Source organism: Butyrivibrio sp. TB, from assembly GCF_900110805.1.
In the GTDB taxonomy this organism is placed as follows: domain Bacteria; phylum Bacillota; class Clostridia; order Lachnospirales; family Lachnospiraceae; genus Butyrivibrio; species Butyrivibrio fibrisolvens_C.
On record NZ_FOER01000038.1, the window covers coordinates 1 to 25,414 of the forward strand.

A 25,414-nucleotide genomic window follows, 5' to 3' on the forward strand; every position below is an offset into this window, starting at 1 on the left:
AAATAACAACCCAACAGCCTGTATGAGCTTGTTATGCCAAGTCCTGCTCTTATGGCTATACTTGATCTGATAGCGCAGTAGCTGTCCAAATATCTGTGTCTCTCCATCTTGCTCTATCAAAAGAGATGGCAGCTCTATGTATCTTGCTGAATTATCTCTGTATGTCTTTGTGTATACCTTTACATAATTCATCTCTTATCCATCCATATAGATTGATTAACATATTATTTATAATACCATATACTATTCAATATGTGTATATAAAAAAGGTACTATATCTTGATAATATAGTACCTTTATACATAGTTTGATTATAAAATTATTACCTTATATAATTATTTGGAGGGCACTTTTTGCCCTTGACGATCTTGGGATCTTTCCAGATATAGTAGTCGCTATAGGCATTGTCCCGGCTTTTCTTACTTTCAAGAAACCATTTATGCTCATCTGACGTGTGATTGACTACCAGATCCATCAGGACTTTAAGCCCTCTTTCATGAGCGCCTTTTAGTACCTTCTTGAACAGATCAAGGTTGCCATAGTCCGGATGTATATCATAATAATCCGAGATATCATACCCAAAATCAGCATTGGGAGAGGGATACAAGGGAGAGAACCATATACCGTCAACTCCCAGCTCTTTAATATAATCAAGCTTGTCATAGACCCCTATAAGGTCTCCGATCCCGTCGCCATTGCCATCTGCAAAACTCCTGATCCATATCTGATAGAAAGACATACTTCTAAAGTCTTTGATAATAGTGTTCTTATTAGACTCCGTCATAGGCCACTCCTTATAGAATATGGTAAAAAAATATATTTAATTCATTTAGTATTTAAGATCTGTCAATCTCAGATATGAACTTATCATATGCGTTATAGAACTTTTCAATCTTCTCATTGATCTTATTAGTTGAATTAATCGAGAAGTTCTTAACTTCATGATACAGTCCGTGTGAGAAATCCTTGATATCATCCTGTATATCGAAAGGGAAGTGAGTCAGGACATCTGAATACTTCTCGAACAGATACGAGTAGTCTTCAAGCCTTGCAGTGAGCTTCCTATGATCTTCAAGCTTGCCGGCAGCCTTAAGATCCAGGACTTCGCCATAACGCTCGTAAGCCTTATGAACACTATCTTCCCATGATATATATATTTCATCCATAGCATGCATGCCAACATCATGGACATTGTCCATATCCTTGCATACACGCAGTAATAGATCAGCCATAGCCTGACCGCTTTCTTCGATGATATAACCGTTTCTGCCATCTGTGATGCCTTCTGATGCGCATGAATCCTTGATAAGGACGCTGGCAAGGCCGCATGCTGCTGCTTCTCTTACAACCAGACCATTGGTATCATAAACTGATGGGAACAGGAAGAGATCAGCTCTTGTATTCCACGCTTTTAGTACCTCTCTGTCATATATTGGTCCTGTGAAAATAACTTTGCCGCCAAGTCCTATAGCTCTAGCCTTCAGTTCATCTGCATCGGGGCCGCTTCCTACAAATACCATCCTAAAATCCATACCTGCCTTGTCCAGGATCTCGCAAGCATCGAGTATCAGTGACAGTCCCTTATATTTGATGATCCTGCCAACATATATAAATACAGGAACACCCTCCGGAAGGTCATAGTCCTTAGTCGCTTCAAGAACAGCAGATTGGGATGATAAACCCTTGGCAAAGTCTACGCCGTTGTTCATGACACGGTACTCACCCTCATAACCAAGAGACTTAAGGTTCTCGCCGGCTCCTTTACTTACAACCCAGACATCATCACAGGCTTCTATATTGGATACCAGTACGTTTATGGCTTCCTTCTGGATTATCTGTGCCTTAACAGCCCTTGCAATATCTACATCGAACTTAGTGTGATATGTGAAGACGATAGGAGCCCCTGTATCACGGCGAAGGAGCCTTGCAAGTACAGTAGATGAGACAGGGCAGTGAGAGTGTATGATATCCGGAGCGAATTCCTTCATATCCTGAAACTCTCTTATGGCAAAAGGATTGCCTGCTCTATATCCTTTTATGATCTGAGTTGTATCAAAGCTCTGATACGGGATAACAAGATATGGGTACTGATAATAATCAGCTTCAGGATACTTGGGAGTTGCGACCATAACACTGTTGCCATCCATATCATTGAGGATAGAAGCGTAGTTCATGACTACATTGGCAACTCCGTCTATAACCGGTGGAAAAGAATCATTCAAAAGACTTATCTTCATATATACGTGTCCTTTATGAGCCTTGATAGAGAATCTATCAGCTCTTATCTCCTTATACTTTTTATTGATCAAACATAATTAGTATTGCTGTACAAGCCAATACCAATTATACTTATTACAACTTATATGTACTATCAATATACTTTATGAGCCGGGTCAAATACTCTTATTCATAGTCACATTCATATTCATTTTCGAGAAGGCTTGAATCGATATTACTTATGACCTTTATACTCATATTTTGTACCTCATGACTCAAAAAATCAAATATACCAGTGGGAGGTTTTTAAAAAATGGGTGTATTTTCTAAAGTTCACAGATACCGCGAGGCAGGACAAGAAGCCAATGTCAATAATGTAGATCATTTCGGGGCTCCTGCCAAGTCCTTATTTACAAGTACCAAAGTTTTTACACTTCATCATAAGATCGATATAACAGATCAGCATGAGAATATCGTATATCATACCTGGACTAAATTTCTCTCACTTCATGACAAAACTGATGTATTCGATGCTCAGGACCGCAAGATTGCTCATATTGAGAAAAAATTCTTCTCACTTCATGAAAGACATTATATCACTATGGATGATGGTCTTTCCTTTGAGCTGTCCAACGAGCTGTTCCATATCATCAAGGATATCACCAATATAGTCGGTCTTGGCTGGCAGCTTAAGGGCAATATACTGGGTCTTAACTTCGAGATATATGATCAAAACGGCGATATTATCGCAGTTATATCCCAAAAGATGCTGTCTATCCACGACAAGTATTGTGTTGATATATATAAGCCTGAATATGAGAAGATAATCGTAGCCATACTCATAACACTTCAGCATATGATAAGAGACAGGGAGAGTGCTTCAGCTTCATCATCATCGTCTTCATCATCTTCAAATTAAAGGCTACAAAACAAAAGCTTAATAATAAAGTCTTTCTGATAAAATAACCTGTGCTATTATATTTTTTGCACTAACCATCATATTAATGTACCAAAGCGCCAAGGAACTATTACCCCGGCGCTTTATTTTTGTTAATTTAAAGTTTGTTTGTAAAAAACATGAGGTTAAACTCAGTCTCTTTCTGCAAGCTCTTCAAGCCACTCTTCATATGTACTGTCATATGCATGAGCTTTACTTGACTGCTTCTGGTTCTGAAGTACGGCAGCCTTGGACTTGGCAATAGGCATTACAGTTCCGGCACCGCCGATGCAGCCTCCTGGGCAAGCCATTCCTTCAAGAAGATAGCCGTTATATTTGCCGGCTTTGGCCATCATCAGCATCTTCTTACATTCATCAAGACCTTCGGCACGTTCTACCTTAACCTCTCTGTCAGGATATCTTTCTTTGATAACATTGGCCACAGCATTGGCAACACCGCCGCCTATAGCAAAGGCTCTACCATCACCGGAGCCGCCATGCATGGTGTTATGTGTCTCGAACTCTGCGAAGTTAACACCCTTAGCTTCGAACATACCCATAACTTCTTCAAAAGTAAGAACGAAGTCAATATCACTTCGAACAGATTTTCTCATAGCTTCAAGTTTCTTAGCAGCACAAGGTCCTATAAAAGCGATCTTACAGTCAGGATGCTTCTGTTTGAGAAGTCTTCCTGTAAGAACCATAGGAGTAAGGGCCATGGATATACACTTAGCCTGCTCCGGGAAGTCTCTCTTGGCCATAGCTGACCAGGCAGGACAGCAGGAAGTACCCATAAATGGAAGCTTCTCAGGAACTTCTTTGATGAAGTCATCTGCTTCCTGAAGTGTACAAAGGTCTGCACCAATAGCAACTTCTACAGCATCTTCAAAACCGAGAGCCTTAAAAGCATAGCGCATCTTATCAAGAGTAAGATCCGGTCCGAACTGACCTACAATAGCAGGAGCGATAGCAGCATATACAGGTGTATCACTCTTTATAGCCTGAATTGTCTGGAATATCTGAGCTTTATCAGCGATAGCGCCAAAAGGACAGTTGGCAAGGCACATACCGCAGCTTACACACTTATCATAATTGATATCAGCACGTCCATATTCATCTGTACCTATAGCCTTAACTCCGCAAGCCTTAGAACAAGGTCTTTCCATACGGATGATAGCATTGTAAGGGCAAACCTCTATACATCTGCCGCACTTGATACATTTCTCCTGATCTATGACAGATTTACCGTGCTCGAATTTGATAGCATCACGAGGACATACCTCATGACAAGGGTGAGCAAGACATGCCTGACACTGATTGCTGACTGTAACAACATTGTCAGGGCACTTGTTACATGCGAATTTAATGATATTTATAAGCGGAGGCTGATAATATTTCTCCGGCTTAACACATTCTTCGGCACCTGTAGATACCGGAGCATGCTCTGCAGCGCTTCTAAGGGACAGACCCATAGCAAGACGCATTCTTTCTTTAACGATAGCCCTTTCAAGGAATACGCTCTCCCTGTATTTGGACTCTTCACCGGGGACTATGCGATATGGAATCATCTCCATCTCAGACAGATCGCCATCTTTATAGTTGTATGACAATCTTGCTACTTCTGTAAATACACGCTTACGGATATCATTGACCGATGTATAAATACCACGAATACTCATATAAATCTCCTTGTTTTAGCTTTTGAAACTGATATTTATAGAAACAGGTTAATACTGCAGTTGCCAATCTGCCATTAACTATAAATTGTTTACAAAACTATTATATACTGAGTAATCTTAGTTTTGTACCCTAAAAATCATTTCTAAATATCAGTTCTAACAATTATTTCTAAAAATTATTTCCAGGGGATGGCTTGACACCAATCTGTTATAGGTGTATATATAACACATAAACAGTTATACATGCTTTACATTTTCTGTTTATAGAACAAAGCAATCTCAATCTATGCTAATCCGGAGGAAGTAATGAAAATATTACAGTCATCAGGGATACCAATATATCAGCAGATTGCTGATAGCTTCAGATCAGATATCCTGGAAGGAAGACTAGCTCAAGGAGATTATCTTCCTTCTATCAGAGGACTTGCCAAAGATCTGAAGATAAGCGTTATAACAACGCTTAAAGCTTATGAACAGCTGGAGCAGGAAGGACTTGTAACAGCAGTTCAAGGCAAGGGCTACTATGTCAATGCCCAGGATACGCAGATGCTCATCGAGCAGCACAGACGCAAGGTAGAGGACGCTCTGCTTAGCGCTATAAACTCCGCCAAGCTTGCCGGCATGACAGGTGAAGAGCTCACCCAGACACTACAGACATTATTAAGTCTTGATTTGGAGGAATAAGTTATGGAATGCAATTATGTAATAGAAGGTCACAATATTATCAAGAAATATAAGAATTTCACACTGGATGTAGAGAATCTTAAGATTCCCAAAGGATTTGCAACCGCACTTATTGGCGAGAACGGCGCAGGTAAGACAACGCTTCTTGATATCCTTGCAGGTATCAAACTGGATTACAAAGGAAGCCTTAGATTTTTTGACCAATACAATGACAAGGACAGAGAGAAGATTGCTGATGTCAAGAACAGGATCGGATATCTTGGAACAGGCAACTATTTCTTCCCTCATTGGACTTTAAGTCAGATAGAAGATCTGCAGAGCCTTTTGTTCGACAATTTCCATCTTGATAGATACACACAGATATGCAACGATCTGGCTCTTTACCAGGGCGGTGTTTTTGAAAAAAATAAAAAAGTCAAAGACCTCTCTGATGGTAACAAAGTAAAGCTCATGCTGGCAGGAATCCTTGCAAGGGATACAGATCTTCTGTTACTGGATGAGCCCGCATCACCCCTTGATCCTCTTATGAGAGATAAGCTTTGCAATATGCTTCGTGATTATCTTAGTGAGAATGATGGCGAAAGAAGTGTTCTTTTCTCAACTCACAATATCTCTGATATGGAGAATATCACAGATTACGTCATTATAGTAGAGCAGGGCAGGATAGTTGAACAGGGCTTTGTAGAAGACTTAAAAGAAAAATATATCCTCGTTAAAGGCGAGAAAAAAGACGAAAGCTACGCATCAAAAGTCATCAGAAATATTTCTACAAACTCATTTGGCTTCGAAGGAATCTGCCTTTCAGATGATCTCGATAAATTATCAGGTATGGATATTGCAGTAGAAAGACCTACACTTTCTCAGATTTCAGTACACATAATGAAAGAGTACTCCGTTTTAGGAGGCGTCAATAATAAGAGGGAAGCATCATGAAAAACGCTATAAAGACATACAATATGTATCATAGCATCTGGGATACACTGCTCTTCGGATTAGCTGCCCCTATCGTCATCATCATCGTTCACTTTTTTATAACGCTTGGCCTTGTAGAGGGAGCTACCGGCATAACATTATGTTATACCATGATCGCAGAGATATTCAGAGATTATTTTAGCTTTAACGGAGCATACTCCAGTGACTCACACAATACTATCCTTAGAAGCTCATTTTATGGCAAAAGAACCTTCATAAACGGTATCATGCAGGAACATGCCAGAAACTTTGTACATTATGTGCTAGTGATCGGCATATGCTCAGTTATTACAGCTTTTGCAGATCACTATGATCCATATTATATACCAATTAAAGTAATAGTAGTGCTAATAGCATATACCATGAATACACTTGCAGTGAATGTAGTCAGATACTTTGGTACTTTTACCATATATCCGATAATATCTACCCCCTTCGTTATATTGACTATTATACCGGTAGTCTTTTTAACAGCTCTTGGTATCAGATTTGACGCCTTAAAGCTGGGGATATTCATGTTAGTAGCACTTGTACTGGGGATCATCGTAACTATTATCAGTTATCTTCATGCAAGTCATAGTTATGATAAGAGCTTTTTGGATGTGGTATCTCGAAGAAGCTAAGGAGGATTTTTGAAAATGAGATCATTTATAAGATGTTTGAAACTTTTAAAATACGGAAGCTGCGTAAGAAAACAGCTTATATTTATGCTGGTCATAGCAGTAATAGGTATGATACTTGAATTTAGATCGATAAATAGTTTTATCGGAGGCTTTTATATATTCCTATTCCCTATAACTATAGGACATATGTTTATATCTCTTTCTATGTCAGGCCTTATTCAGTCATCAGTTTTAAAGAAAAAACTGCAGGTATTATATCCTTATGTTGTATCCTTTCCACTGATGTTATTGTCACTGCTTGTTGTGATCGCTCATCGCGTATGGCTTATTCATAATGGTGTAGAAGGTCTTACTGATGCAGAAAACCGCATGATCCAGTCGACATCGCTCCTTGAGATAGGCATTTTTATGTTCTTTTGCTTTATATATTTTGCATTAGTATATAAGTTTTATGCCCCATCTTTTATATTTTTTATCGCATTTATGATTCCTGGTATGGTTATAGTTCAGAACGACACTTTTGGAATCTCCAGATTACTGGCAATCGATTTCAGGTCAGCTGTAATAGCTACGATCATACTATTTATAAGTGGCAATCTGGTATCGCTTATAATATCCAATTTAGTATATAAATACAGCCTATCAGAATATATGATCAAAAGAAGCGTTGGCAAAATGCAATGGTAATAGCTTGTTAGATATAATCTCAAGTGATAGAGTAAGAATAAAAAGCAGGAGCATATCTAATGAACTCACAGATTACAAATTTAAAAGAATGCCTTGATCAAGGCACAGAAATTCTTACTATAGATGTACTGTTAAAAGAGTTTAACGAAGTCAAAGGACACAATGGCGAAGCTCTAATGATACTCTTTGACGGATATTGCCACAGCGAAATATTCGATGGGGTTATATTAAACGGCGGTGTTGATACTCAAAGGCAGGATGCAGGCAGTAATTTAAGGACTCTGTCCGCAAGATATATCCTTAAGGGCAAGGATTTTGAAGGCAAAGAATGCCGCATTTTTATTGAAAATAATGGTACATCTGATGGCGGCAGATTCACAACAACTCCAAAGATTCTCACAGACAGCGAAGCTTTAAAAGAGCTCGAAGATACTGATCTTGTAGGAAGTATCAGCAGCACGAACGAAGAAGGACACATACAGATCCATATCTGCGTAAAATAAAGCTTTGTTAAATACATGATTTATATACAATAAATATACTCATGTTTCCTAATAAGATATAGTATATGAGGTTAAGTTTGGAAATGAAGATAGATAGATTCAATGTCCATAATAAGAAAAGAAATGCGCTGATGCTGCACGGCCCGCTTGCCCATCTTGGATATGACTGGTGGTGGCATTCTTTCACTGCGCAGGACATGGAAACAGGAGAGGATAAGCCATTTTTTATAGAATTCTTCATCTGTAATCCTGCACTTGCAGAGGATAAGCCTGTACTTGGTCAGCTCCCGGCCAATCAAGCATCCGGCAAACACCCATCCTATCTGATGGTCAAGGCCGGAACCTGGGGCGAAGATGCCTGTCAGCTCCACAGATTTTTTTCCTTAAAAGATGTTAAGATCCATAAAAGCGCTCCCTACAGGATAAGTGCTGACGACTGCCTTGCCTGTGAGACAGCACTTAAGGGCCATATATGTATATCAAAAGAAGAGGTTATGGCTCACCCTGAATGGATGTGCGATGCCGGCGAGATATCTTTTGACCTAGTAATAGACAAGCAGATAGCCTTCAATGTAGGATACGGTGCAAGTAAGCCTCTGCGCGACATGGAGGCATTTGCAATGTACTGGCATGCTGAGGGTATGAAGAGTGCCTACGGCGGAACCGTGACCTTCAATGGCAGGACCTACATAGTAACTCCCGGCAAGAGCTACGGCTATGCTGACAAGAACTGGGGCAGGGACTTCACAAGCCCTTGGGTATGGCTGTCATCTAACTGTCTTGTTAGCAAAAAGACAGGCAGGTTCCTTACAAACAGTGTCTTCGATATAGGCGGCGGTCGTCCTAAGATCTACTTCGTGCCACTTGACAGGCGCCTTCTTGGAGTTATGTATTACGAGGGCAAAGAATACGACTTTAATTTCTCCAAACTGCATCTTCATGTTAAGACTGATTTTAGTTTTGAGGAAAAAGAAACCGAAGTCATCTGGCATGTAAGACAGGAGAACATCCATGCTGTTATGGAAACAGAAGTTCACTGTCTTAAGAAGGACATGCTCTTCATAAACTATGAATCACCTGACGGCAGGAAAAACCATAATCGTCTATGGAATGGCGGTAATGGTTACGGGATCATAAGGCTTTATGACAAAAAAGGTGATGACCTTGTCTTGGTAGATGAGATCGAAGCAACGCATATCGGCTGTGAATATGGAGAATACGACGAATAAAGGTATGTATTCTTGTGAGTATATTACAGAAATACGCACCAGCTGCAGATTTCGTAATTCAATGAGTCAGCCAGTAAATAGGCCCAATGCCAAAGGCATTGGGCCTATTTACTGGCTTTTTGGCACTATTGATAGTTCTAAATCTGTAAAAGAAAAGACATTATACAGTATAAAGATTTTCATGAAAAAAGTCGAAATTTATCTTGTAGAGTGGCATTTCAATCCCTAAAGCAATACCCATTAACAACTCTTCATCATGGCTCATCAGGAGGTCACAAATGGATAAAAAAACAAGAAAGCATTCGATATGTGAAAAGATGCCCTATATCGCCGTTATACTAGGCATACTCATTCCATCGCTTATAACGGGAATAGGAGGTTCTATAGGTGAGATGTTTTCAGGAAATGCAGGGAATATAGGTATTTGCATTTTCGCAGTAATATCGATGCTGATTTTTTGGCTTTGGTTCTCGCCTAAATTTAAAGGATTTGTAAAGCCCAAAGCTCCGGCAAGAGATATTTGTATATTAATGATACTCTTAGGGGTTCTTATAATCTTTACACTGATCGAGCCATTATTTTTTTATCATTCGTTTTATTTTAATCCCTCTCTTAATGCTGCTATTATGGGCATTACAGCCGGCTTTGGAGAAGAGACTATGTTCAGGATACTATCACTTGCTATAGTCATGAGATATGTCAGTAAAGAGAGGAGACTTACTGCGATAATCCTTCTGGCTGTAATATTCGGCCTTTCTCATGCAGGAAATCTGGCACAGGGTGCAGATTTAGTCATGACCGCATCACAGGTACTGCATTCAACATTCATGGCTTTATTGCTTACTTCTTTATATTTGGGAACAGGGAGTGTTATATTTCCGATATTTGCACACGGGTTATATGATTTTATCTGCTTTACAACGGACCCCTTATTATCCGAAGATGGCATACTGACGCAGCAGTACAGTACAGGGCGGCTTATGTATGAGTTTATTGTAATCATGATCATAGGAACCTTTGCACTCTGCCTGATCAGCAAAAACAAACTCTTTAAACCCAATGAAATCTGGGCAAAGATCTGGAGCAAAGAATAAGAAGTTCAAAGGATTACTATTTATTCTCAGAATCAAGAAAATGGCTTTCGAAAACCTTATAGATGAGATAGGAGAATGATAGCTAATGATAGGCAAAAAATGGAATGTATTTAGAAAAACCACTTCTATATTACTTTTGGTCTCTTTACCTCTAATGTCTTCCGGATGTGGAAACATAAACAGTGCCTCAGGCTCGGACACATCTTCTCAGGAAGTAGGAATTTCAGATAGTTCCGGAGAACCCGGAGGAGGGAAATGGGTTGATTCAGACGTTTCCGGCATGGTGAATCCTGAAGATAACATACGGCTTCAAGACGACTTTGCTGCGGCTGCAAATAAAGACTATATATTGTCGGCTAGTTTAGATCCTGCTTATGAAGAGGCCAGCATAGTTCTTGATGCAGATAAGCTGGTCTATGAAAGATGTATGGCAATCGCCTCTGACGAAACTATGACAGACGACAATGCTTTAAAATACAAAGCTTTGGTAGATCTGCACTCTGATTGGGATGAGAGAAATAAGCTCGGAGTAAAACCGCTCGAAAAATATATTATAGATATACAGAGCATATCTTCTATAAGTGAACTTACAGAATATCAGGGAAGCCTTGATCGAAATCCCTTTGGTCTGGGGCTTCTAATACCAGAATCCGTAGGAGCACAACTTCAATTCCCGGACAAGAGTACTTTAAATCTCGTGGCTCCGAGTCTTTCCCTCGGATCTGTCTCTTCATATGTTGAATATACAGCTAATACATTATCAGCCAAAGAAAGATGTGATGAAGTAATTGGATACTTTCTTGGAAGACTTGGCTTTTCTGAAAAAGAGATAGACGATATCTTAAAAGGCAATTACAAAGTAGAAACTTTTATCGCCAGAAACAGCAATATGGATTACTTAAGCGTAAGTGAAATGTTCACAAAGGCTCAGAATAGCAGGGAAGGGATCAGCGCCTTACAAGGGGATTATCCGCTCTTACAGATACTGGATAGCAGAGGCTACTTGGGATGCGATAATTTTTATGTGGATTATACATATCTTAAGTCTCTGTCTGGTATCTATACAGAAAAAAATCTTGAGGATATCAAGTCATTTCTTATAGTACATACCATCGATTCAACCAAGTATCTTCTTGACCGCGAATCATATGAAAAGATGGTCTCTCTTTATACTAAAAGCGCCGAAGGCCATGAGGGATTATCAGATGGGCAGCTTGGCGTCCTATTTAGAAATGATATGAAGATCTGCGGCTATCTTCCATTACTAGATACGCTATATCTGGAAAAATATTTTAAAGACAGCGAAAAAACAGATCAGGTAGAAGAATTTACTGACGCACTGATAAAGGCTTATTCACAAATACTTGATGAAGAAGACTGGATGTCGGATGATACAAAAACTGCTGCAAAAGAAAAATTGCAAAATATGGCTCTGCACCTCATAAAGCCTGATAATGTCGCTGACTATTCATCAGCAGAAATAAAATCCTACAACGAAGGAGGCAACCTTGTTGATGCAGCTGCTGAGGGCATGCGCATATTGGAAGCTCACAGGGCAGATATAAGTAAGAATCTTAACTTTGACAGATTTAAGTGGGATATCTATGACGAAAGTAAAACCACTACCGAGATTAACTGTGTGTATTATACCGGCGAAAACGGCATCTATATAATGGCGGGGTATCTAGCCATGTGTGATGCTGCATATGGAGATGATGCAACACTTGAACAGTTTGCGGGAATTGTAGGAACTACTATTGGACATGAGATAACTCATGGATTTGATTCTAACGGCACTAAGTTTGACCTGTATGGACGTCAGTTTGATGAAAATATAACCGCCATCGACTGGATGGCTGTAGAAGACAGGTCAAAGATGGATGAAAAAGCATCAAAACTTGCCGGCTATTTCTCACTGGCAAGGCCTATCCCCGGGCAACAGAAAGTAAATGGAAACAATATAAAAGATGAAGCCATAGCCGATATGGGAGGCATCAAGTCAGTTCTATATGTAGCAAGGAATATACCTGATTTTGATTATGACGAGTTTTTCAGGGCTTTTGCAAGGCAATATGCACAGCAGACAACTAAGGAAAACGAACTTGACACAATCAGAGGTGACGTGCATCCTCTGCCATTCCACAGAATAAACATTATACTTCAACAATATGATGAATTCATCGAAACCTATGATATTAAACCTGGAGATGGAATGTATTTAAGCCCGGAAAATAGAGTAACTGTCTGGTGATGTCTTATTCAGGAAGGAGAAAGTTATGGGATCAGAGATTTCAAATGCAGCAATAAGGCTCGATAACATAGTCAAAAGCTATGGTAAACATGACGTTCTAAAAGGGGTCACCATGCAGGTTAATAAAGGCGACATCTACGGTCTGGTAGGTAAAAACGGTGCAGGAAAAACCACCATATTCAAGATGATCCTTGGCTTGTCGGAGTACACTAGCGGCAGTGTTTCCATAGATGGCTCACAAAGTCGCAAAGAGCTTTTTGCAAACAGGTCTAAAATTGGATTTTTTGTAGGATCCAATTTCTACGGATATCTCTCCGGAAGAGCCAATCTTGAGTATTATGCAGCTGCAAAGGGTATCAAGGGAAAAGAGCTAAAGCAGGAGGTTGATCGTGTCCTGAATGTTGTGGGACTTACAGGCGGTAAGGAAAATCAGAAAGCAAAGGGATATTCCCTTGGAATGAAGCAGCGTCTTGGAATAGGCAATGCAATCCTTGGTAATCCTGATATTCTCATCCTTGACGAGCCGACCAACGGTCTTGATCCTCAGGGTATAGCCGATATAAGGCACATGATACGTAGGTTCAGAGATGAGTTTGGTATGACAGTTATAGTATCAAGTCATATTCTTGGCGAACTGGAAAATACCGCAGATCGCTTTGGCATAGTACACAACGGAGTTATAGCCAAAGAGATCACACAGGATGACCTTTCTGCAAAGCGCCCTGAAGTAGAACTGACAGTTTCTACCGATAATCTGGAACGAGCCAAAAGTATTCTTTTAGAAAATGGTATTGATATCCTAAAAGAAGGAAAAGAGAAAGTTACTCTGGAAGACTATTACTTTGAACTCATTGGAGGATCAGCAGAATGAGGAATTTGTTAAGAGCAGATTTGAAACGTATCTTTCGGGTTGGCCTTATCTATATAGGACTTTTGCTTGCGCTGATCTATATCTCGTATGCAGTACTTGAAGGTATTGTAAATGATGGCTCAATCGGACTTATAAATGGTGTGCAGAAAGCACTTAGCGGAGCTCCTATAGCTCTTTTTATAGTCTTTCCTACATTTTATGCTGTTTTTGCACATGAGCTGTCTTCGAAATCCATGCAGACCGTGCTTGGTCACGGTATAACCAGGAATAAGCTCATAATAGCCAAGCTCCTTGACGCCGCCATTTTACTTCTTTGTCTGTATCTGATCATAATTGCAACAGCTCTTATCGTAATAAATACAGAATCGGCAATCGTATTAAGCCCGCAGCAACAGGCAAGTCTTATTATATATATCATCCTGAGATGGCTACGACATTTTGGATACATCGTCTTTTCTGCCATGATCATGTACATCTCCGGTTCTACAGTTCTTGGTATTATCGCATGTATCGCATTTGCAGCCATATTTAAACTGGTGTTTAACATAGTAGAGTTTTTTTCTTCTCTTTCATTATATGATTATACCTTTGACGGGCTATTAGATTGGGCATATACCAAAGTAGAAGTGGGAGCAGCCCCCTGGGAGCTTCTGCCTGCTATCTGTTATCTTTTGGCAGCACTATTGATAACGACTTATTTTTTCAGGAGAAAGGAGTTTGACTTTTGAAAGATCTTATTTTTGCAGATGTGAAAAGAATTCTGAGAAAACCGTCATATTGGATCGTACTTGGAATTTGCCTCCTTATTTCACTCTTTTGGACTATTCAATCAAAAGGCAGTGACGGACTAAGCGGGTTTTCATTTGCTTCCAGTCAGGGTACAGCTATAAACACAATGAATCTGTTTATAGGAATTGCCATATACGTAAGCGTATATGCCGATGAGTTTACGTCAAATTCCATGCAGTGCCTTATTGGAAGAGGTATTTCAAGAAAAAGGCTCCTTATCGCCAAGTTCGTAAATTGTGTGATCGTAACCTTTATTTCATATGGAATCTATACTCTTTTTATCACGATTACAGGGTTATTAATGGGAGCGAAGATGAATGTCGCAGAGAGCAGCTTTTTATATAGCACGATACTAACCAATGCTTTTATCGTTCTGGGCTATGCAACAATATCCATGATCATTCTTTTCTGGAGCAAGAACGTTGCTTATGCAACACTTGTGGATGCATTCCTGCTTTTTGCAGGAGATACACTTCTTGGCGGTCTTAATGCTATTCCTGTGATCAAGCACTTACATATAGACAGGCATGTTTTTTCACATGCCCTCGAATGTGCAAAAGTAGATTTGCTACTTACCGGCGGCACGGCAATCTTTACGATGCTTTGGCATGTTGCAAAGATCTGCGCAATTTCCATTATTGTGGCATATTTGCTCTTTAGAAAAAAAGAGCTGGATTTCTAACATGGTTTATATGCGATAGAAAGGGGAAAAATATGGCATCGATAATCAGTTTGGTTCTGGGTTTAATCATTATTGGTATTCTTTACAAGAATATGATTGCCTGGGAAGGAAGTTACAGGATTTCAAGAGGACAGGCTTTGCTGCCGGTAGTACTTGGGCTTTTATCTGTGCCTCTTTCATTTGTCTTTTTCCTGATAATCGGTCTTACATTCAAGGCTGTAACCGGTTTTGTTCCTACAGATGGACCGGCATTACTTGCCAGTTTCAACCATGCTCTTTTTTCAGCAGCACTGAATGAAGAACTCGCAAAACTTATCATTACGCTTATTGTCTTATGCATTTATAGAAAAAAATGGAGAAATGTATATGAATATATGCTGGTAGCAGGCGCCGTCGGATTCGGATTTACTCTTATAGAAGATTTTGTATATAGTATGGGTCTTACAGGTCTTTTAATGAGGCTTCCGAATGTGACAGTACATATGATGCTCGGGCTTGCCATGGGAAGACATCTTGGCCTTGCCAGATATAACAAAGTAACAGGCAGAGGGTCTGTAGTAAAAGAATACCTTCTTGCATATTTTGTTCCAGTACTATGCCACACTATTTTTGACTTCTTTGCTGCAAACATGCTCATACATGCCGGGGATAACGTAGAAACTATAACACCGGAAATAGAGAGAACAACATATATTGGTGCCGGTATGGTACTGATCATAGTAATTCCGATATTTATATTCCAGTTCTATATATTCAGACGGCTTAAGAAAAATGCCGCAAATCTTACAGCACTTTCATTCATGGATACAAACAGTGCAGATCAGAAGTCATGACAGGGTCTGACCTTATTGTACCTGTAAAGTAAGAAGCAAAGAGGAGTGCAGATGGATACAGCTGTATATAAGCCCCAAAATGAAGAAATACAAATCAAGCTTCGCCACTACCGGGATGCTCTATCTCTAAGTGGCAGCATGGTGATTGCCTTGTCTGTATGGGATATCATCAAACTATTCATCGGCTTTTTCTTAGGTGAGGAAACGATTGCTCAGATTATCGGAACGATTATGGAGCAAAACGGCAGCGTTGTTATAGGTACGGAATATGAGAAAGCTGTAAATATCATTCTATGGATAGGTGTTTTGCTGATAATCATGATGTTTAGTGTTGTTGTGCTTTTGTATCACCTTTACATTGGATTAAATGCTTATAGGGTAGGACGGCAGACAATAAAAAGAAAAAAGAGATTTTATCTTGTACTGACTTTCCTTAGTGCACTGTTTGCAGGAATACTTATCATAGTGAATATATTAAGTTTCATTAATGCTGAGGATCCCAGCGGAAATGTGGATCTAGCCTTTTTCATAATGGAGATAACTGCATTTGTAAATTACATATTCATTCTGTATTCGGCTGACAAAATCAGAAAACTTGAAAAAGCAGGGGAAGAATCACAATGACGAAATGGCAGAAATTAAGAAATATACTGCTGGCTGCTTCAATGATCCTCATAGGAGTAGCAATGCTTGTTTTTGGCGAAAAAACATATATGGGTATCATTGGTATCTTTTCTCTTACGTTAGAGATCATGGGGCTTCGTATGCTCTGGTTCTATTTTCGGATGGCCCGGCACATGGTTGGGGGAAGGAATATCCTGTTTCGTGGAATCCTTTTCTTTGATTTTGGGATATTCACAGGTTCTCTTGTGAGGGTACCAAGGGCATATGTTCTTGTGTATCTGGCAGGCACTTTGGCTTTTTCAGGTGTTGTGGATCTTTTGGGGGCAACTGAATCAAGGAGGATTCAAAGCTCCTGGAGATTTAAGACTTTTCAAGGCGTGGTCAAGATATTATTTTCTATTATATGCCTGATTTTTATGCGAAGCGGAGCAAGAGTTGTATATATCTGTGCTGTTGGTTTCATCTTCTCGGCGGTTATGAATATAGCGAATACATTTCGCCGTCAGCAGGTAATCACGATAGATTAGGAGTACACGAAAATGCAGGGAGATTTTCATTATTATGCGACTTACTGTGCCGCGATGCTGGCAGGTTTCGATCATAAGCACAGTGTGGAAATATGCCATGCTGCGCAGCTTGTAGATCATTGCTCAAGGACATGGCTCATAAAAGTAGGAGAACCCGCGCAGGCTGTAACGACGCAGCTACAGACAGAGCTTCTACAGGCTAGAACAGATCCGATCGGTCTTTGCGATATCACAAGAATATGGTCTTCATTTCATTTCCTGCCAAGAGATCTGTATGCGGATATAAAAATAGGCTCCAAAAACTATAAGGATAAATACCGCCTGATCTGCGGACCAAATGGCGATCTGCTTGTCGATACAGTTAAACTTGCCAAAGATAAGGGTACCCCGGCAATCGGTATTGCCATGCACGTTCTCGCAGATACATGGGCGCATACATATTTTGCCGGAACACCATCATTAGTGATCAACAACACCAATTGGTATTTCTATGAGCTGTTCCCGGGAGATGACGGAGAACCCGAACGCAGACAGGTTACCTTTTCACATAATCCATCCGCTTCGGAGGATGTAGATAAGCCGGTATATGTCGGAAGCGTATATCAGTCCGATGAAAACTCGATCATGAACCTTGGGCACGGACGTGCGGGACATCTGCCGGACTATAGTTATATCCGCTATGTCTATCTACCGGCATGGGACGGTTACAAGGAGATAATAAAGGACAATCCACACGATTATGAATGTGCATTTGCCCAGATGGTCTATGCCATGTCATATCTACGTGGGGAAATTGACGTTTTTAAGAAAGACACCTATGCTATGGAAAAACTTAAGCCACACATTGAGAAGATCCGTAGTATCATCACGAAACGGCAGGTCGATGCGTCAGATGATTGGAAAGCCTTTGGAGAGAGCCTTTCCGGGGAGCGCATCCCTGATTTTGACAAGGATGAGCATATTGGGGAATACATTAGTAGCAACAATAAATCCAGAACCTTCCTCGGACTTTTTTTCGAGGCTGCTCTTGCCCAAAAGAAGATGGTAGCTTCCAGGATCATGGAATCCGGCAACCGCCTTGCTGGGCTGTCATAGATAGACAGGAAAATTACATTCAAGAAGTCATACATTCTTGAAAATAAAGTTCAACCTTGTTCATGAGCTTACCAAAAGACTTCTCTCCCTCTAAAGGTGATGACCTTGTCTTGGTGGATGAGATCGAGGCAACGCATATCGGTTGTGAATATGGAGAATACGACAAATAATAGGTATGCTTCTTCATTAACTTTATGATGATTTGCTGACTGTAATCAACCATAGCATGATAAAGATCATCGCAAAGCCCAGTGCATCAAATGCCGTAAAGGCACTTCCGAGGACCAAAGTTGAAATGACTGCTGCAGTCAGAGGCTCAGCAAAACTATAGAGAATTGCTTTGGATGGTCCGATAAGTTTCACACCGCTGATATATAGAGTAAAGGCACAGAGGTTGCCAACTACAATAACAAATATAATGCCTAATATTCCATAGAGATTTGGAATATAGTGGATTGTCCAGGTTCTGAAAATGATACCGATGCATATACCTCCAAGCAGGAAAGACCAGCCCTGAGCAACTATGACAGGAATATCGTTCGTGAGTTTAGGAGCAAGCACATTATAAATCATAACGCAAACAGCGCTTAAGACACCTGTAATTAGTGCAAGTAACGGCACTGTCATTGTAGTAATGTTGCCATGGCTTGTAAGGAAGAAAACGCCTAGTAGAGCCATTATGATTGACAATATTTCCAAAAACTTGGGAAATCTCTTGGTTGTTATACATGTATATCCTAGGATGAATATTGGAGCCAAATCTTGCATGATTGTTCCAACAGCTGCAGTGGATAGTTCTATTGTGAGAAAGTACAGGAACTGACATGCTGACACACCTGCCAGTCCATAGATGAGCATAGTTATTGCCTTTTCTTTGCTTTTCCATGGTAAAAAAACAGAGTCTGGATATTTGATAAGTGAGTACAGTAGAATTAGCACTCCGGAAAGTCCCAACCTGATAGGCACAAGCCATCTGCTGTCCATCATTTGCACGTCAAAAAGATACTGCCCAACTGAGCCAGAAAGACCCCAACAGGCAGCACCTATAGTTGTTAATAAGATTCCTTTAATTTTATTTTTATCCATCAGATCACATATCCTTTGTTGATTTATCTTAATCTCTGTATAATCTATCTGTTCCTATTATGAAAGAACACTCAAGATATAATCATAGTCGACTTTTTTCATCCGGATCTGGAGCATAAACATCGACCTGTGATGCCTGTCTCTTATGTTCTTCCTCAATTGCAGCATAGTGTTTTACTGTAGTGTTAACATCTTTATGTCCCAATACATCAGCCACCATATAAATATCGCTTGTTTTGTTATAAAGCGCTGTACCATAGGTCCTGCGAAGCTTATGTGGCGTCAGTTTCTGCGAAAGGCCAGTATTCTTACCGTATTTTTCTATCATATGTTGAATGCTTCTTATTGACATTCGTCTATGTTTTAAGGATATAAAAAGAGCTGGATCTTCAGCATTTTCAAGCAGGGTAGGGCGCTCGTTTTTGATATAATCCTTCAAAGTATTTCTTATTAATTCGTTTATGTAAAGATGATCCTCGTAGCCACCTTTTCTGACGATCGTAATGGAATTTTCGTCAAAGTTTACATCTGTAAGATCAAGGCCAGCGCACTCTGATACACGGATTCCTGTATTTAAAAGAAGTGTCACAATAGCCAGGTCTCTTTTGGCAGTAATCTCAGACAGTACTCTTGAGTGATAGCTGGCAGAATTAACATTTTCTACGGAATCAATAAGCTTCTGTACCTGTTCAGAATCGAGCCTCCGAATATCTTTTTTCTCTGGATCTTTCTTTTTTACAACTGCTTTAATCGTTGGATCTGCATTAAGATAGTCGTATTTAACCAGATATTGGAAGTAATTCCTAACAGCAGCCATTTTTCTGGCAATTGCACGCTCATTAGCTGGCTTTATATTGCCTGTTTTGTCCGGTTTATGGCCTGAAGCAACATAATTTTGAAATTCATTGATATCCTGTGGCCCAAGATTTTCAATTACTTCAAAAGTAATGTTTCGCAGTTCAAGATTTCTACAGATAGGATTCTTTTCTTTCAAATATTTATAGAAAAACAGAATATCCTGTGCATAGTTAAATGCAGTACTTGGCTGATATCTCAACAGGCATTCGTCTACAAAACCGTGCACATGCTGAGGTAATGATGATTTAATATTCTCTGTGTCCTGCCTGCGTTTTTGCTTCAGGGAATTGTAATATGCTGAATTCTCGCCCATTTTGCGCCTCCTATATATAGCATATCACAAAAGAGGAATTTTGTGCAATGATATTTTGGCATAATAAGATACGGAACAGACTATTTTTAATCTGCTCCGCTCGTATCATTCTTGCAAGTTATTACATTTTTCTTACCATCGAGTATTCGTTCAAAAGAGTGCCATCTTTCAGACGTATTGCATCCGGCTTTACACCGGTTATTTTGAATCCCATTTTTTCATAATTTCTATTATATGCAAATTCTATACCGTTCAAGATTTACATTATCGCACTCCAGGTATTTTGTTTCAATATATTCTCCACCATTAGCCAAAATAGTCTTCCTGCTTGCAATATTCGTTGGCACACAACTAACGTATACTTCCTTAAATCCAAAAGCCGTTAAAAAATCAAGAGACTTTGCAAGCATTCTTTTAGCATATCCTTTTCCCCTTTCTGATGGCCTAACAGAATAGCCAACGTGACCTGTGAAGTCTTTCATACGCTGGGTTAAAACGTTGTGAACCTGCATACAACCTATCATTTTCATATCAGATTTCCTAAATACCATAAGGACATTGCCCCAGGCACCATGTTCATCTGCAACTCTGCTCGGATTCGCCCAGCCTATACAATAGTCTACATATTCCTTTGGATCAGGCATTCTTTTCATAGAGAAGCATCCATCAAAACTTGAATCCGCATCCAGCATTTCCTGCCTATAAGCTGTGATTTCGTCTGCAAAAACCATTGAAGGTTCTATAAAAAGGAGTTCGTCGTCAGCGGTAGTTTCTTTTCCCAAAGTATATTCAAGAGAAAACTTTTCGCATACAACTCTGGATTCTTCCGTAAATTCAATTCCGTCTTCCTTCGCTTCTTCTTCAAAAAACTCCTTATGCACCTCTCTCCAGTATTTAAGGGATCTATCACCCTCTCCTTCAGAATATGCGTGATAAGGAGGCACTTCATTAAACTTTCTTATGTATACATCATAGTTTTTTATAACGCATACAGCTTCATTCTTACTATTTAACAAAACGCTGTAATCACCTGCCTTAGGAAGCTCATCAAGAGCATCTTCTGCTTCGTATGCATCATAGAGACTAGCTGTGCCAAACTTTTTTCCCGCAAGGACTAGTCGGAGAAGGTCATCTCCTTCTTCATCTTCGCCAAAGCTCCACGCTTCATAAGGGGTATTTATATCTATTCCTTTTTTGGAGCAATATTCTGTCCATAACTGTTCTGCCTTCATTTTTCCTCCATAAAAAAGCTATCATTGTACATTATTCCGTAATATATTCCAATATAATCAACAATGCGCTTTTTCTACCCAACATAGAAATACCCTATTTATCTAGAAAAAGCGAATGAATATTCAACGCCTTCGACACCTACAAAAATGATTTGAAAAGCCTAGTTTTTCGTGATTTCTATTCGTACATTAGATCATATTTTTTACAACAACATACATAAGACTATTAAAATCAGGTAAAGCACTTGTAATTCCCTTTTCCACAATTTCAAGGTGATTCCTTGTAAGCTCAGCTTCAAAAGTCGCAAATGATACCATTCTACAAGATGTTGCTGCTACCATCATTTTCCCCGACTCATCATCTCTTTCTTGTATCTCAAATGCACGGCTTATATCACTTTTCATTTCATTTTGGCCATCGCCCATCGTACAAATTAATGCTATACCATTTTCACTTAAATGATTTGAAATAAACTTATAAAAACCATCTCTGTCTTCATCGAGTACTAACATATGTATAACCGCTATCGAATAAATAAAATCAAATAAGCCCAACTTACACCTTTTTGATGTGCAGTTTTGTACCTTTCCTCATAAGCCTCATAGTATTTCAAAGATTTTTCCATTTAAATCCTCCCAATAATAGCTCTTTTCATCAATTCTTTACCCCAAAAATGTAAGCATACGACTTATAATATCACATCTGTATAGGCTATTCTACGGTTTTTACTACATCCTTGCATTCTTATCAACATATTTGTCGAGCAGTCCCTTATCATGGCAAATATATATAGAAAGTTGCTTATATACATCAAGTGCCCCTTCTGAATAATTCAGATAATTGGAACTAGGGAATGTGGATTATGGTCCGTCCCCTGCCCTGCACACTTGATTCTAAGCATAATAATAGACCAGTAGGATGTACTGATCTATGTAAATAGATGAATTTGGTTTTGGTGCTTTAGCTTCCGGAATAACTTACTGTCCAATTGTTTAATTCGACCATCTTTTAACTGATAATAGCCTTTCGTTCACCTTTAATCAAAACTGTTTGACCATCCTTCTATTTATACAAATTCAGAGACATGTCAATCTAATGATTCTTTCAAATGTTCCGCCCGGTTCTCTGCATCATCAATCCTATTTTCAAGCATATCCACTGCGCTATCCAGTTCATCTATTCTGCTCTCTATATCGTCTATCTGACCATCAGCTGTATCTATATCGTTTGGAATCATAGTTCCTATAGGGCAATTGTTCTGTCTAACATCGCATCCATCACCCACGCATAAGTTTCCAACAGGGCAATTATCCAATCTGACATCACATTCTTCTCCTGTGTTCAGATTATTAACAGAGCAATCCTTCAATGTCAGATTGATATTATTATCTTCTGCCTGCAAGAAGCCTTTTAATAGGCCTTCAAGAACCTGTACCCTTTTCTCAAGTTCAATATATTTTTCATCCATCAAGTTTTTCCTCCATTGGTTTTTATAGTTTTTATTACAAATCTCTAGCCCTTTTGGGATAGGTTGTTCCTATAATTTTACCTGTTTCATCAATAACACTTACGTTTTTTTTCATGGGTTTCTTCCCCCGCATTATTTAATGAGGATGCTGTTTTTTGTAATGGGTGCCGTCCACAATTCTATAAAAACCCTAATTACAGTTCACAAACCATTTTTACTTTTATTGGTCTTTTCGTTAAAAATTCAGCATTTTTATCCATAACTGTTCTCGGATGCTGATAAATATCAATTCCAACTGTAATAGGTTCATCTATTGTATATAGGTATCCCTTTTCTGTTCCGTTATGATAAATTGTTCCATTGTCGTCATAACTCAATAGGCTTGGTTTATGAGAAAACGCCTCAGCAAGTTCTTTCCACTGAGTAATAGTACTGCCTTTCTTCATTTCTGAAAACACCATGTTTGAGCCATGATACCATATTCCATTAGGATCAATCTTTAGTTCCATTAGCTTAAATCTCCCCAAATCTTCATGAATTCTCGCTTAAATTTATCGACACTCTACTCCGAATAATATCCGCCACCTTCGTTTTCATTCGCCGTATAACCGTTGCTGTATTTTTTTCGCATCTTCTGAAAATGTAATCGTATGCCAATAATCCTCAACCAAAATCTCAACCACATCAATTGGTTTTACAGGCACTTTAGAAACCCATTGCCACTCATCAACAAGTTCAAAGGATTCGGCAGGAAGAACATATACATATCCCTTTCCGTGTGGATTGATTGATCCATAACGCAAATAACTGTTGATTCCATCAGAATCACGGCAAAGCTTGCCCCCCCGGCTCATCCGGGTAATAACGAAACGGTAATGCAAAAGGAATTGTTTCCTCCATCGTTGTCGCTGCATAAATTCCAATCTGTGATTCAGCCTCGCATTGCCCTTTTGCCTGACGTGGGATCAATACATCAAACAAATACTGGCTACCATGATAAACAACCTTCGGTTTATCTTTCATATACCCCCGCCCCATTGCTCCTGTTATCCTAAATCTTATAGCAAATACTCCGCAATCTGTCCATTATTTGGATGTTCGATTCCAAGAAAATATTGCATAACAGTTCCATGGCACACAATAATAGCTACTTTGTAGGTGTTCATAAGCTCCCCCATCAGCATAATAAGTGCATAAACACACAAAGGAATTATACCATTCCTGCATGAAATAAGGCCGCTAATTGTAATAATTAACGGCCAGATTGTAATAATTTGCAGTTATTGAAAATAATTGGTGTACTAATACTTTAACATCAAGCGTTCTGAAACATAGAAAAAGTACTGTAGTTCAGCATTTTGGATGTGATAATACAGTGCCAAGCATTTCATAAACGATTTTTATGTAATCACATGCTATCCTATATATCTCTTATGAAAAATCTTCACATTGCTCTGCTTAACCATAGCGTACTGCATGGTAGTATCGATCTGATCATGACCAAGTAATTTCTGTACCTGTTCTACCGGCATACCTTTATCAAGTGTGTTTTCTGACCTGCCCTCAAGCCTCTTGGTAGCGAGGAACATTTCCAGAAGCTCCTCAGAACTCTTCGTCAGCAGGGTTGTGTCTTCCTGTCTGGCTATCTCGTCTAGGATATCCTTTAGCTTGAGCATCTGAGCATTGTCCAGAAATACTACCATTCTCTGCAAGATAAAGTTAATAGTTTCCTGATTCATCATAGGTAATGTACCTCCTTCTGAGGTCATTATAATGAATCCAAAATCGAGTAGGAGGGAGATTTAATCAATCTCCCGGCCTCTCACACCACCGTACGTACGGTTCCGTATACGGCGGTTCAATCAACTTAACAAGTAACGCACCTATCGGTGTAGTAATCTAACATTGAGACTAATCCAAATGAGGTTAGTCTCTTTGTGCTTATAGCTTTCTGTACCCAGCCATTGTGTGCAAGTCTAGCATATCTGTCGCCATTGTAAGCGATTTTAAAAGCCGCCCATCTTGGCACATTAAGCTTCATCAAGTTCTTTGCCCTGTTCTTTGGAGTTTTCCAGTGCTTCCAAATACACATGCGAAGCCTGAATCTTATATTTCCATCCAATTTCTTGCAAAGTTCCTTCATGCTACCTAATTTGAAG

General features: G+C 39.4%; 27 protein-coding genes and 3 pseudogenes. 16 read left to right on the forward strand and 14 right to left on the reverse strand.

The annotated features are described in order from the left end of the window. From BMX21_RS17945 to BMX21_RS17955, 3 genes and pseudogenes are all read right to left on the reverse strand, one after another. A pseudogene (locus BMX21_RS17945) lies at nt 1–192 on the reverse strand (gamma-mobile-trio recombinase GmtY); the annotation flags it as partial. A gap of 139 nt (nt 193–331) precedes the next feature. Further along, a pseudogene (locus BMX21_RS17950) lies at nt 332–739 on the reverse strand (alpha-amylase family glycosyl hydrolase); the annotation flags it as partial. A gap of 97 nt (nt 740–836) precedes the next feature. After that, complete coding sequence (locus BMX21_RS17955; RefSeq protein WP_143057290.1) at nt 837–2,309, reverse strand: glycosyltransferase; 1,473 nt, start codon at nt 2,307–2,309, stop codon at nt 837–839. 221 nt (nt 2,310–2,530) lie between these two features. On the opposite strand from BMX21_RS17955, the gene BMX21_RS17960 reads away from it, so the two are divergent. Further along, nucleotides 2,531–3,136, forward strand: a complete 606-nt coding sequence (locus tag BMX21_RS17960; RefSeq protein ID WP_092046552.1) for an LURP-one-related/scramblase family protein — start codon at nt 2,531–2,533, stop codon at nt 3,134–3,136. A 170-nt stretch (nt 3,137–3,306) separates the two neighbouring features. On the opposite strand, the gene BMX21_RS17965 is transcribed toward BMX21_RS17960, so the two are convergent. After that, the gene (locus BMX21_RS17965) at nt 3,307–4,827 is read right to left on the reverse strand and encodes a 4Fe-4S dicluster domain-containing protein (protein ID WP_092046633.1); all 1,521 of its coding nucleotides are present in this window, start codon (nt 4,825–4,827) and stop codon (nt 3,307–3,309) included. Nucleotides 4,828–5,139: 312 nt separating this feature from the next. On the opposite strand from BMX21_RS17965, the gene BMX21_RS17970 reads away from it, so the two are divergent. The 15 genes from BMX21_RS17970 (at nt 5,140) to BMX21_RS18045 (ending at nt 18,297) form a co-directional block, all read left to right on the forward strand. Next, nucleotides 5,140–5,517 (forward strand): GntR family transcriptional regulator, encoded by a 378-nt coding sequence (locus BMX21_RS17970; RefSeq protein ID WP_092046555.1) that lies wholly within the window; start codon nt 5,140–5,142, stop codon nt 5,515–5,517. A 3-nt stretch (nt 5,518–5,520) separates the two neighbouring features. Next, nucleotides 5,521–6,450 (forward strand): ATP-binding cassette domain-containing protein, encoded by a 930-nt coding sequence (locus BMX21_RS17975; protein ID WP_092046558.1) that lies wholly within the window; start codon nt 5,521–5,523, stop codon nt 6,448–6,450. Next, nucleotides 6,447–7,112: a hypothetical protein gene (locus BMX21_RS17980; RefSeq protein ID WP_092046561.1), complete on the forward strand. Its 666-nt coding sequence runs from the start codon at nt 6,447–6,449 to the stop codon at nt 7,110–7,112. Before BMX21_RS17975 ends, BMX21_RS17980 begins: the two co-directional genes overlap by 4 nt. 15 nt (nt 7,113–7,127) lie before the next feature. Beyond that, entirely contained in the window at nt 7,128–7,799 is a 672-nt protein-coding gene (locus BMX21_RS17985; RefSeq protein ID WP_092046564.1) for a hypothetical protein, read from the forward strand. A gap of 59 nt (nt 7,800–7,858) precedes the next feature. Further along, entirely contained in the window at nt 7,859–8,302 is a 444-nt protein-coding gene (locus BMX21_RS17990; protein WP_092046567.1) for a DUF3237 family protein, read from the forward strand. A gap of 83 nt (nt 8,303–8,385) precedes the next feature. Continuing rightward, the gene (locus BMX21_RS17995; RefSeq protein WP_177174109.1) at nt 8,386–9,531 is read left to right on the forward strand and encodes a tocopherol cyclase family protein; all 1,146 of its coding nucleotides are present in this window, start codon (nt 8,386–8,388) and stop codon (nt 9,529–9,531) included. Nucleotides 9,532–9,809: 278 nt separating this feature from the next. After that, nucleotides 9,810–10,625, forward strand: coding sequence for a CPBP family intramembrane glutamic endopeptidase (locus BMX21_RS18005; protein WP_092046572.1), 816 nt, complete (start codon nt 9,810–9,812; stop codon nt 10,623–10,625). 85 nt (nt 10,626–10,710) lie between these two features. Then, a complete protein-coding gene (locus BMX21_RS18010) occupies nt 10,711–12,876 on the forward strand; it encodes a M13 family metallopeptidase (protein WP_092046575.1) in 2,166 nt (721 codons plus the stop codon). Between the two features lie 25 nt (nt 12,877–12,901). Then, nucleotides 12,902–13,747: an ABC transporter ATP-binding protein gene (locus tag BMX21_RS18015; RefSeq protein WP_022754487.1), complete on the forward strand. Its 846-nt coding sequence runs from the start codon at nt 12,902–12,904 to the stop codon at nt 13,745–13,747. Next, nucleotides 13,744–14,475 (forward strand): hypothetical protein, encoded by a 732-nt coding sequence (locus BMX21_RS18020; RefSeq protein WP_092046578.1) that lies wholly within the window; start codon nt 13,744–13,746, stop codon nt 14,473–14,475. Before BMX21_RS18015 ends, BMX21_RS18020 begins: the two co-directional genes overlap by 4 nt. Continuing rightward, nucleotides 14,472–15,218, forward strand: a complete 747-nt coding sequence (locus BMX21_RS18025; RefSeq protein ID WP_022754485.1) for an ABC transporter permease — start codon at nt 14,472–14,474, stop codon at nt 15,216–15,218. Before BMX21_RS18020 ends, BMX21_RS18025 begins: the two co-directional genes overlap by 4 nt. A 32-nt stretch (nt 15,219–15,250) precedes the next feature. Next, nucleotides 15,251–16,051 (forward strand): PrsW family glutamic-type intramembrane protease, encoded by an 801-nt coding sequence (locus BMX21_RS18030; protein ID WP_092046581.1) that lies wholly within the window; start codon nt 15,251–15,253, stop codon nt 16,049–16,051. A 51-nt stretch (nt 16,052–16,102) separates the two neighbouring features. Further along, nucleotides 16,103–16,675 (forward strand): hypothetical protein, encoded by a 573-nt coding sequence (locus BMX21_RS18035; protein WP_092046584.1) that lies wholly within the window; start codon nt 16,103–16,105, stop codon nt 16,673–16,675. Continuing rightward, complete coding sequence (locus BMX21_RS18040; protein WP_092046587.1) at nt 16,672–17,202, forward strand: DUF308 domain-containing protein; 531 nt, start codon at nt 16,672–16,674, stop codon at nt 17,200–17,202. The genes BMX21_RS18035 and BMX21_RS18040 overlap by 4 nt, the downstream gene beginning before the upstream one ends. A 12-nt stretch (nt 17,203–17,214) precedes the next feature. Beyond that, nucleotides 17,215–18,297 carry a DUF6765 family protein gene (locus BMX21_RS18045; protein ID WP_092046592.1) on the forward strand — a complete coding sequence of 361 codons (1,083 nt, stop codon included), beginning with the start codon at nt 17,215–17,217 and terminating at the stop codon, nt 18,295–18,297. A gap of 192 nt (nt 18,298–18,489) precedes the next feature. Here the strand turns inward: BMX21_RS18045 and BMX21_RS18050 are convergent, their stop codons facing one another. The 10 genes and pseudogenes from BMX21_RS18050 to BMX21_RS18095 all read right to left on the reverse strand — a co-directional run. Continuing rightward, on the reverse strand, nt 18,490–19,383 hold the full coding sequence (locus BMX21_RS18050; protein WP_092046597.1) for a DMT family transporter: 894 nt from the start codon (nt 19,381–19,383) through the stop codon (nt 18,490–18,492). An 82-nt stretch (nt 19,384–19,465) separates the two neighbouring features. After that, a complete protein-coding gene (locus BMX21_RS18055) occupies nt 19,466–20,554 on the reverse strand; it encodes a tyrosine-type recombinase/integrase (protein ID WP_092046601.1) in 1,089 nt (362 codons plus the stop codon). Nucleotides 20,555–20,784: 230 nt separating this feature from the next. After that, a complete protein-coding gene (locus tag BMX21_RS18065) occupies nt 20,785–21,786 on the reverse strand; it encodes a GNAT family N-acetyltransferase (RefSeq protein WP_092046609.1) in 1,002 nt (333 codons plus the stop codon). 189 nt (nt 21,787–21,975) lie between these two features. Beyond that, complete coding sequence (locus BMX21_RS18070) at nt 21,976–22,299, reverse strand: hypothetical protein (protein WP_092046612.1); 324 nt, start codon at nt 22,297–22,299, stop codon at nt 21,976–21,978. A 575-nt stretch (nt 22,300–22,874) separates the two neighbouring features. Beyond that, nucleotides 22,875–23,255: a hypothetical protein gene (locus tag BMX21_RS18075; protein WP_092046616.1), complete on the reverse strand. Its 381-nt coding sequence runs from the start codon at nt 23,253–23,255 to the stop codon at nt 22,875–22,877. 194 nt (nt 23,256–23,449) lie between these two features. Then, the gene (locus tag BMX21_RS18080; RefSeq protein ID WP_092046621.1) at nt 23,450–23,764 is read right to left on the reverse strand and encodes a hypothetical protein; all 315 of its coding nucleotides are present in this window, start codon (nt 23,762–23,764) and stop codon (nt 23,450–23,452) included. An 84-nt stretch (nt 23,765–23,848) separates the two neighbouring features. Beyond that, nucleotides 23,849–24,136: a hypothetical protein gene (locus BMX21_RS19175; protein WP_177174110.1), complete on the reverse strand. Its 288-nt coding sequence runs from the start codon at nt 24,134–24,136 to the stop codon at nt 23,849–23,851. Continuing rightward, nucleotides 24,081–24,278 carry a hypothetical protein gene (locus tag BMX21_RS18085; RefSeq protein WP_092046625.1) on the reverse strand — a complete coding sequence of 66 codons (198 nt, stop codon included), beginning with the start codon at nt 24,276–24,278 and terminating at the stop codon, nt 24,081–24,083. The genes BMX21_RS19175 and BMX21_RS18085 overlap by 56 nt, the downstream gene beginning before the upstream one ends. 392 nt (nt 24,279–24,670) lie before the next feature. After that, nucleotides 24,671–24,799: pseudogene (locus tag BMX21_RS20105) on the reverse strand (integrase); the annotation flags it as partial. 323 nt (nt 24,800–25,122) lie between these two features. After that, nucleotides 25,123–25,414, reverse strand: a 292-nt coding sequence (locus BMX21_RS18095) for a group II intron maturase-specific domain-containing protein (protein WP_278305262.1), incomplete at its 5' end; no start/stop codon positions are given.

Coding starts and splice junctions, on each gene's coding strand:
- BMX21_RS17960 (WP_092046552.1), top strand. CDS start 2,531: ATGGGTGTATTTTCTAAAGTTCACAGATACCGCGAGGCAGGACAAGAA.
- BMX21_RS17970 (WP_092046555.1), top strand. CDS start 5,140: ATGAAAATATTACAGTCATCAGGGATACCAATATATCAGCAGATTGCT.
- BMX21_RS17975 (WP_092046558.1), top strand. CDS start 5,521: ATGGAATGCAATTATGTAATAGAAGGTCACAATATTATCAAGAAATAT.
- BMX21_RS17980 (WP_092046561.1), top strand. CDS start 6,447: ATGAAAAACGCTATAAAGACATACAATATGTATCATAGCATCTGGGAT.
- BMX21_RS17985 (WP_092046564.1), top strand. CDS start 7,128: ATGAGATCATTTATAAGATGTTTGAAACTTTTAAAATACGGAAGCTGC.
- BMX21_RS17990 (WP_092046567.1), top strand. CDS start 7,859: ATGAACTCACAGATTACAAATTTAAAAGAATGCCTTGATCAAGGCACA.
- BMX21_RS17995 (WP_177174109.1), top strand. CDS start 8,386: ATGAAGATAGATAGATTCAATGTCCATAATAAGAAAAGAAATGCGCTG.
- BMX21_RS18005 (WP_092046572.1), top strand. CDS start 9,810: ATGGATAAAAAAACAAGAAAGCATTCGATATGTGAAAAGATGCCCTAT.
- BMX21_RS18010 (WP_092046575.1), top strand. CDS start 10,711: ATGATAGGCAAAAAATGGAATGTATTTAGAAAAACCACTTCTATATTA.
- BMX21_RS18015 (WP_022754487.1), top strand. CDS start 12,902: ATGGGATCAGAGATTTCAAATGCAGCAATAAGGCTCGATAACATAGTC.
- BMX21_RS18020 (WP_092046578.1), top strand. CDS start 13,744: ATGAGGAATTTGTTAAGAGCAGATTTGAAACGTATCTTTCGGGTTGGC.
- BMX21_RS18030 (WP_092046581.1), top strand. CDS start 15,251: ATGGCATCGATAATCAGTTTGGTTCTGGGTTTAATCATTATTGGTATT.
- BMX21_RS18035 (WP_092046584.1), top strand. CDS start 16,103: ATGGATACAGCTGTATATAAGCCCCAAAATGAAGAAATACAAATCAAG.
- BMX21_RS18040 (WP_092046587.1), top strand. CDS start 16,672: ATGACGAAATGGCAGAAATTAAGAAATATACTGCTGGCTGCTTCAATG.
- BMX21_RS18045 (WP_092046592.1), top strand. CDS start 17,215: ATGCAGGGAGATTTTCATTATTATGCGACTTACTGTGCCGCGATGCTG.
- BMX21_RS18050 (WP_092046597.1), bottom strand. CDS start 19,383: ATGGATAAAAATAAAATTAAAGGAATCTTATTAACAACTATAGGTGCT.
- BMX21_RS18055 (WP_092046601.1), bottom strand. CDS start 20,554: ATGGGCGAGAATTCAGCATATTACAATTCCCTGAAGCAAAAACGCAGG.
- BMX21_RS18065 (WP_092046609.1), bottom strand. CDS start 21,786: ATGAAGGCAGAACAGTTATGGACAGAATATTGCTCCAAAAAAGGAATA.
- BMX21_RS18070 (WP_092046612.1), bottom strand. CDS start 22,299: ATGTTAGTACTCGATGAAGACAGAGATGGTTTTTATAAGTTTATTTCA.
- BMX21_RS18075 (WP_092046616.1), bottom strand. CDS start 23,255: ATGGATGAAAAATATATTGAACTTGAGAAAAGGGTACAGGTTCTTGAA.
- BMX21_RS18080 (WP_092046621.1), bottom strand. CDS start 23,764: ATGGAACTAAAGATTGATCCTAATGGAATATGGTATCATGGCTCAAAC.
- BMX21_RS18085 (WP_092046625.1), bottom strand. CDS start 24,278: ATGAAAGATAAACCGAAGGTTGTTTATCATGGTAGCCAGTATTTGTTT.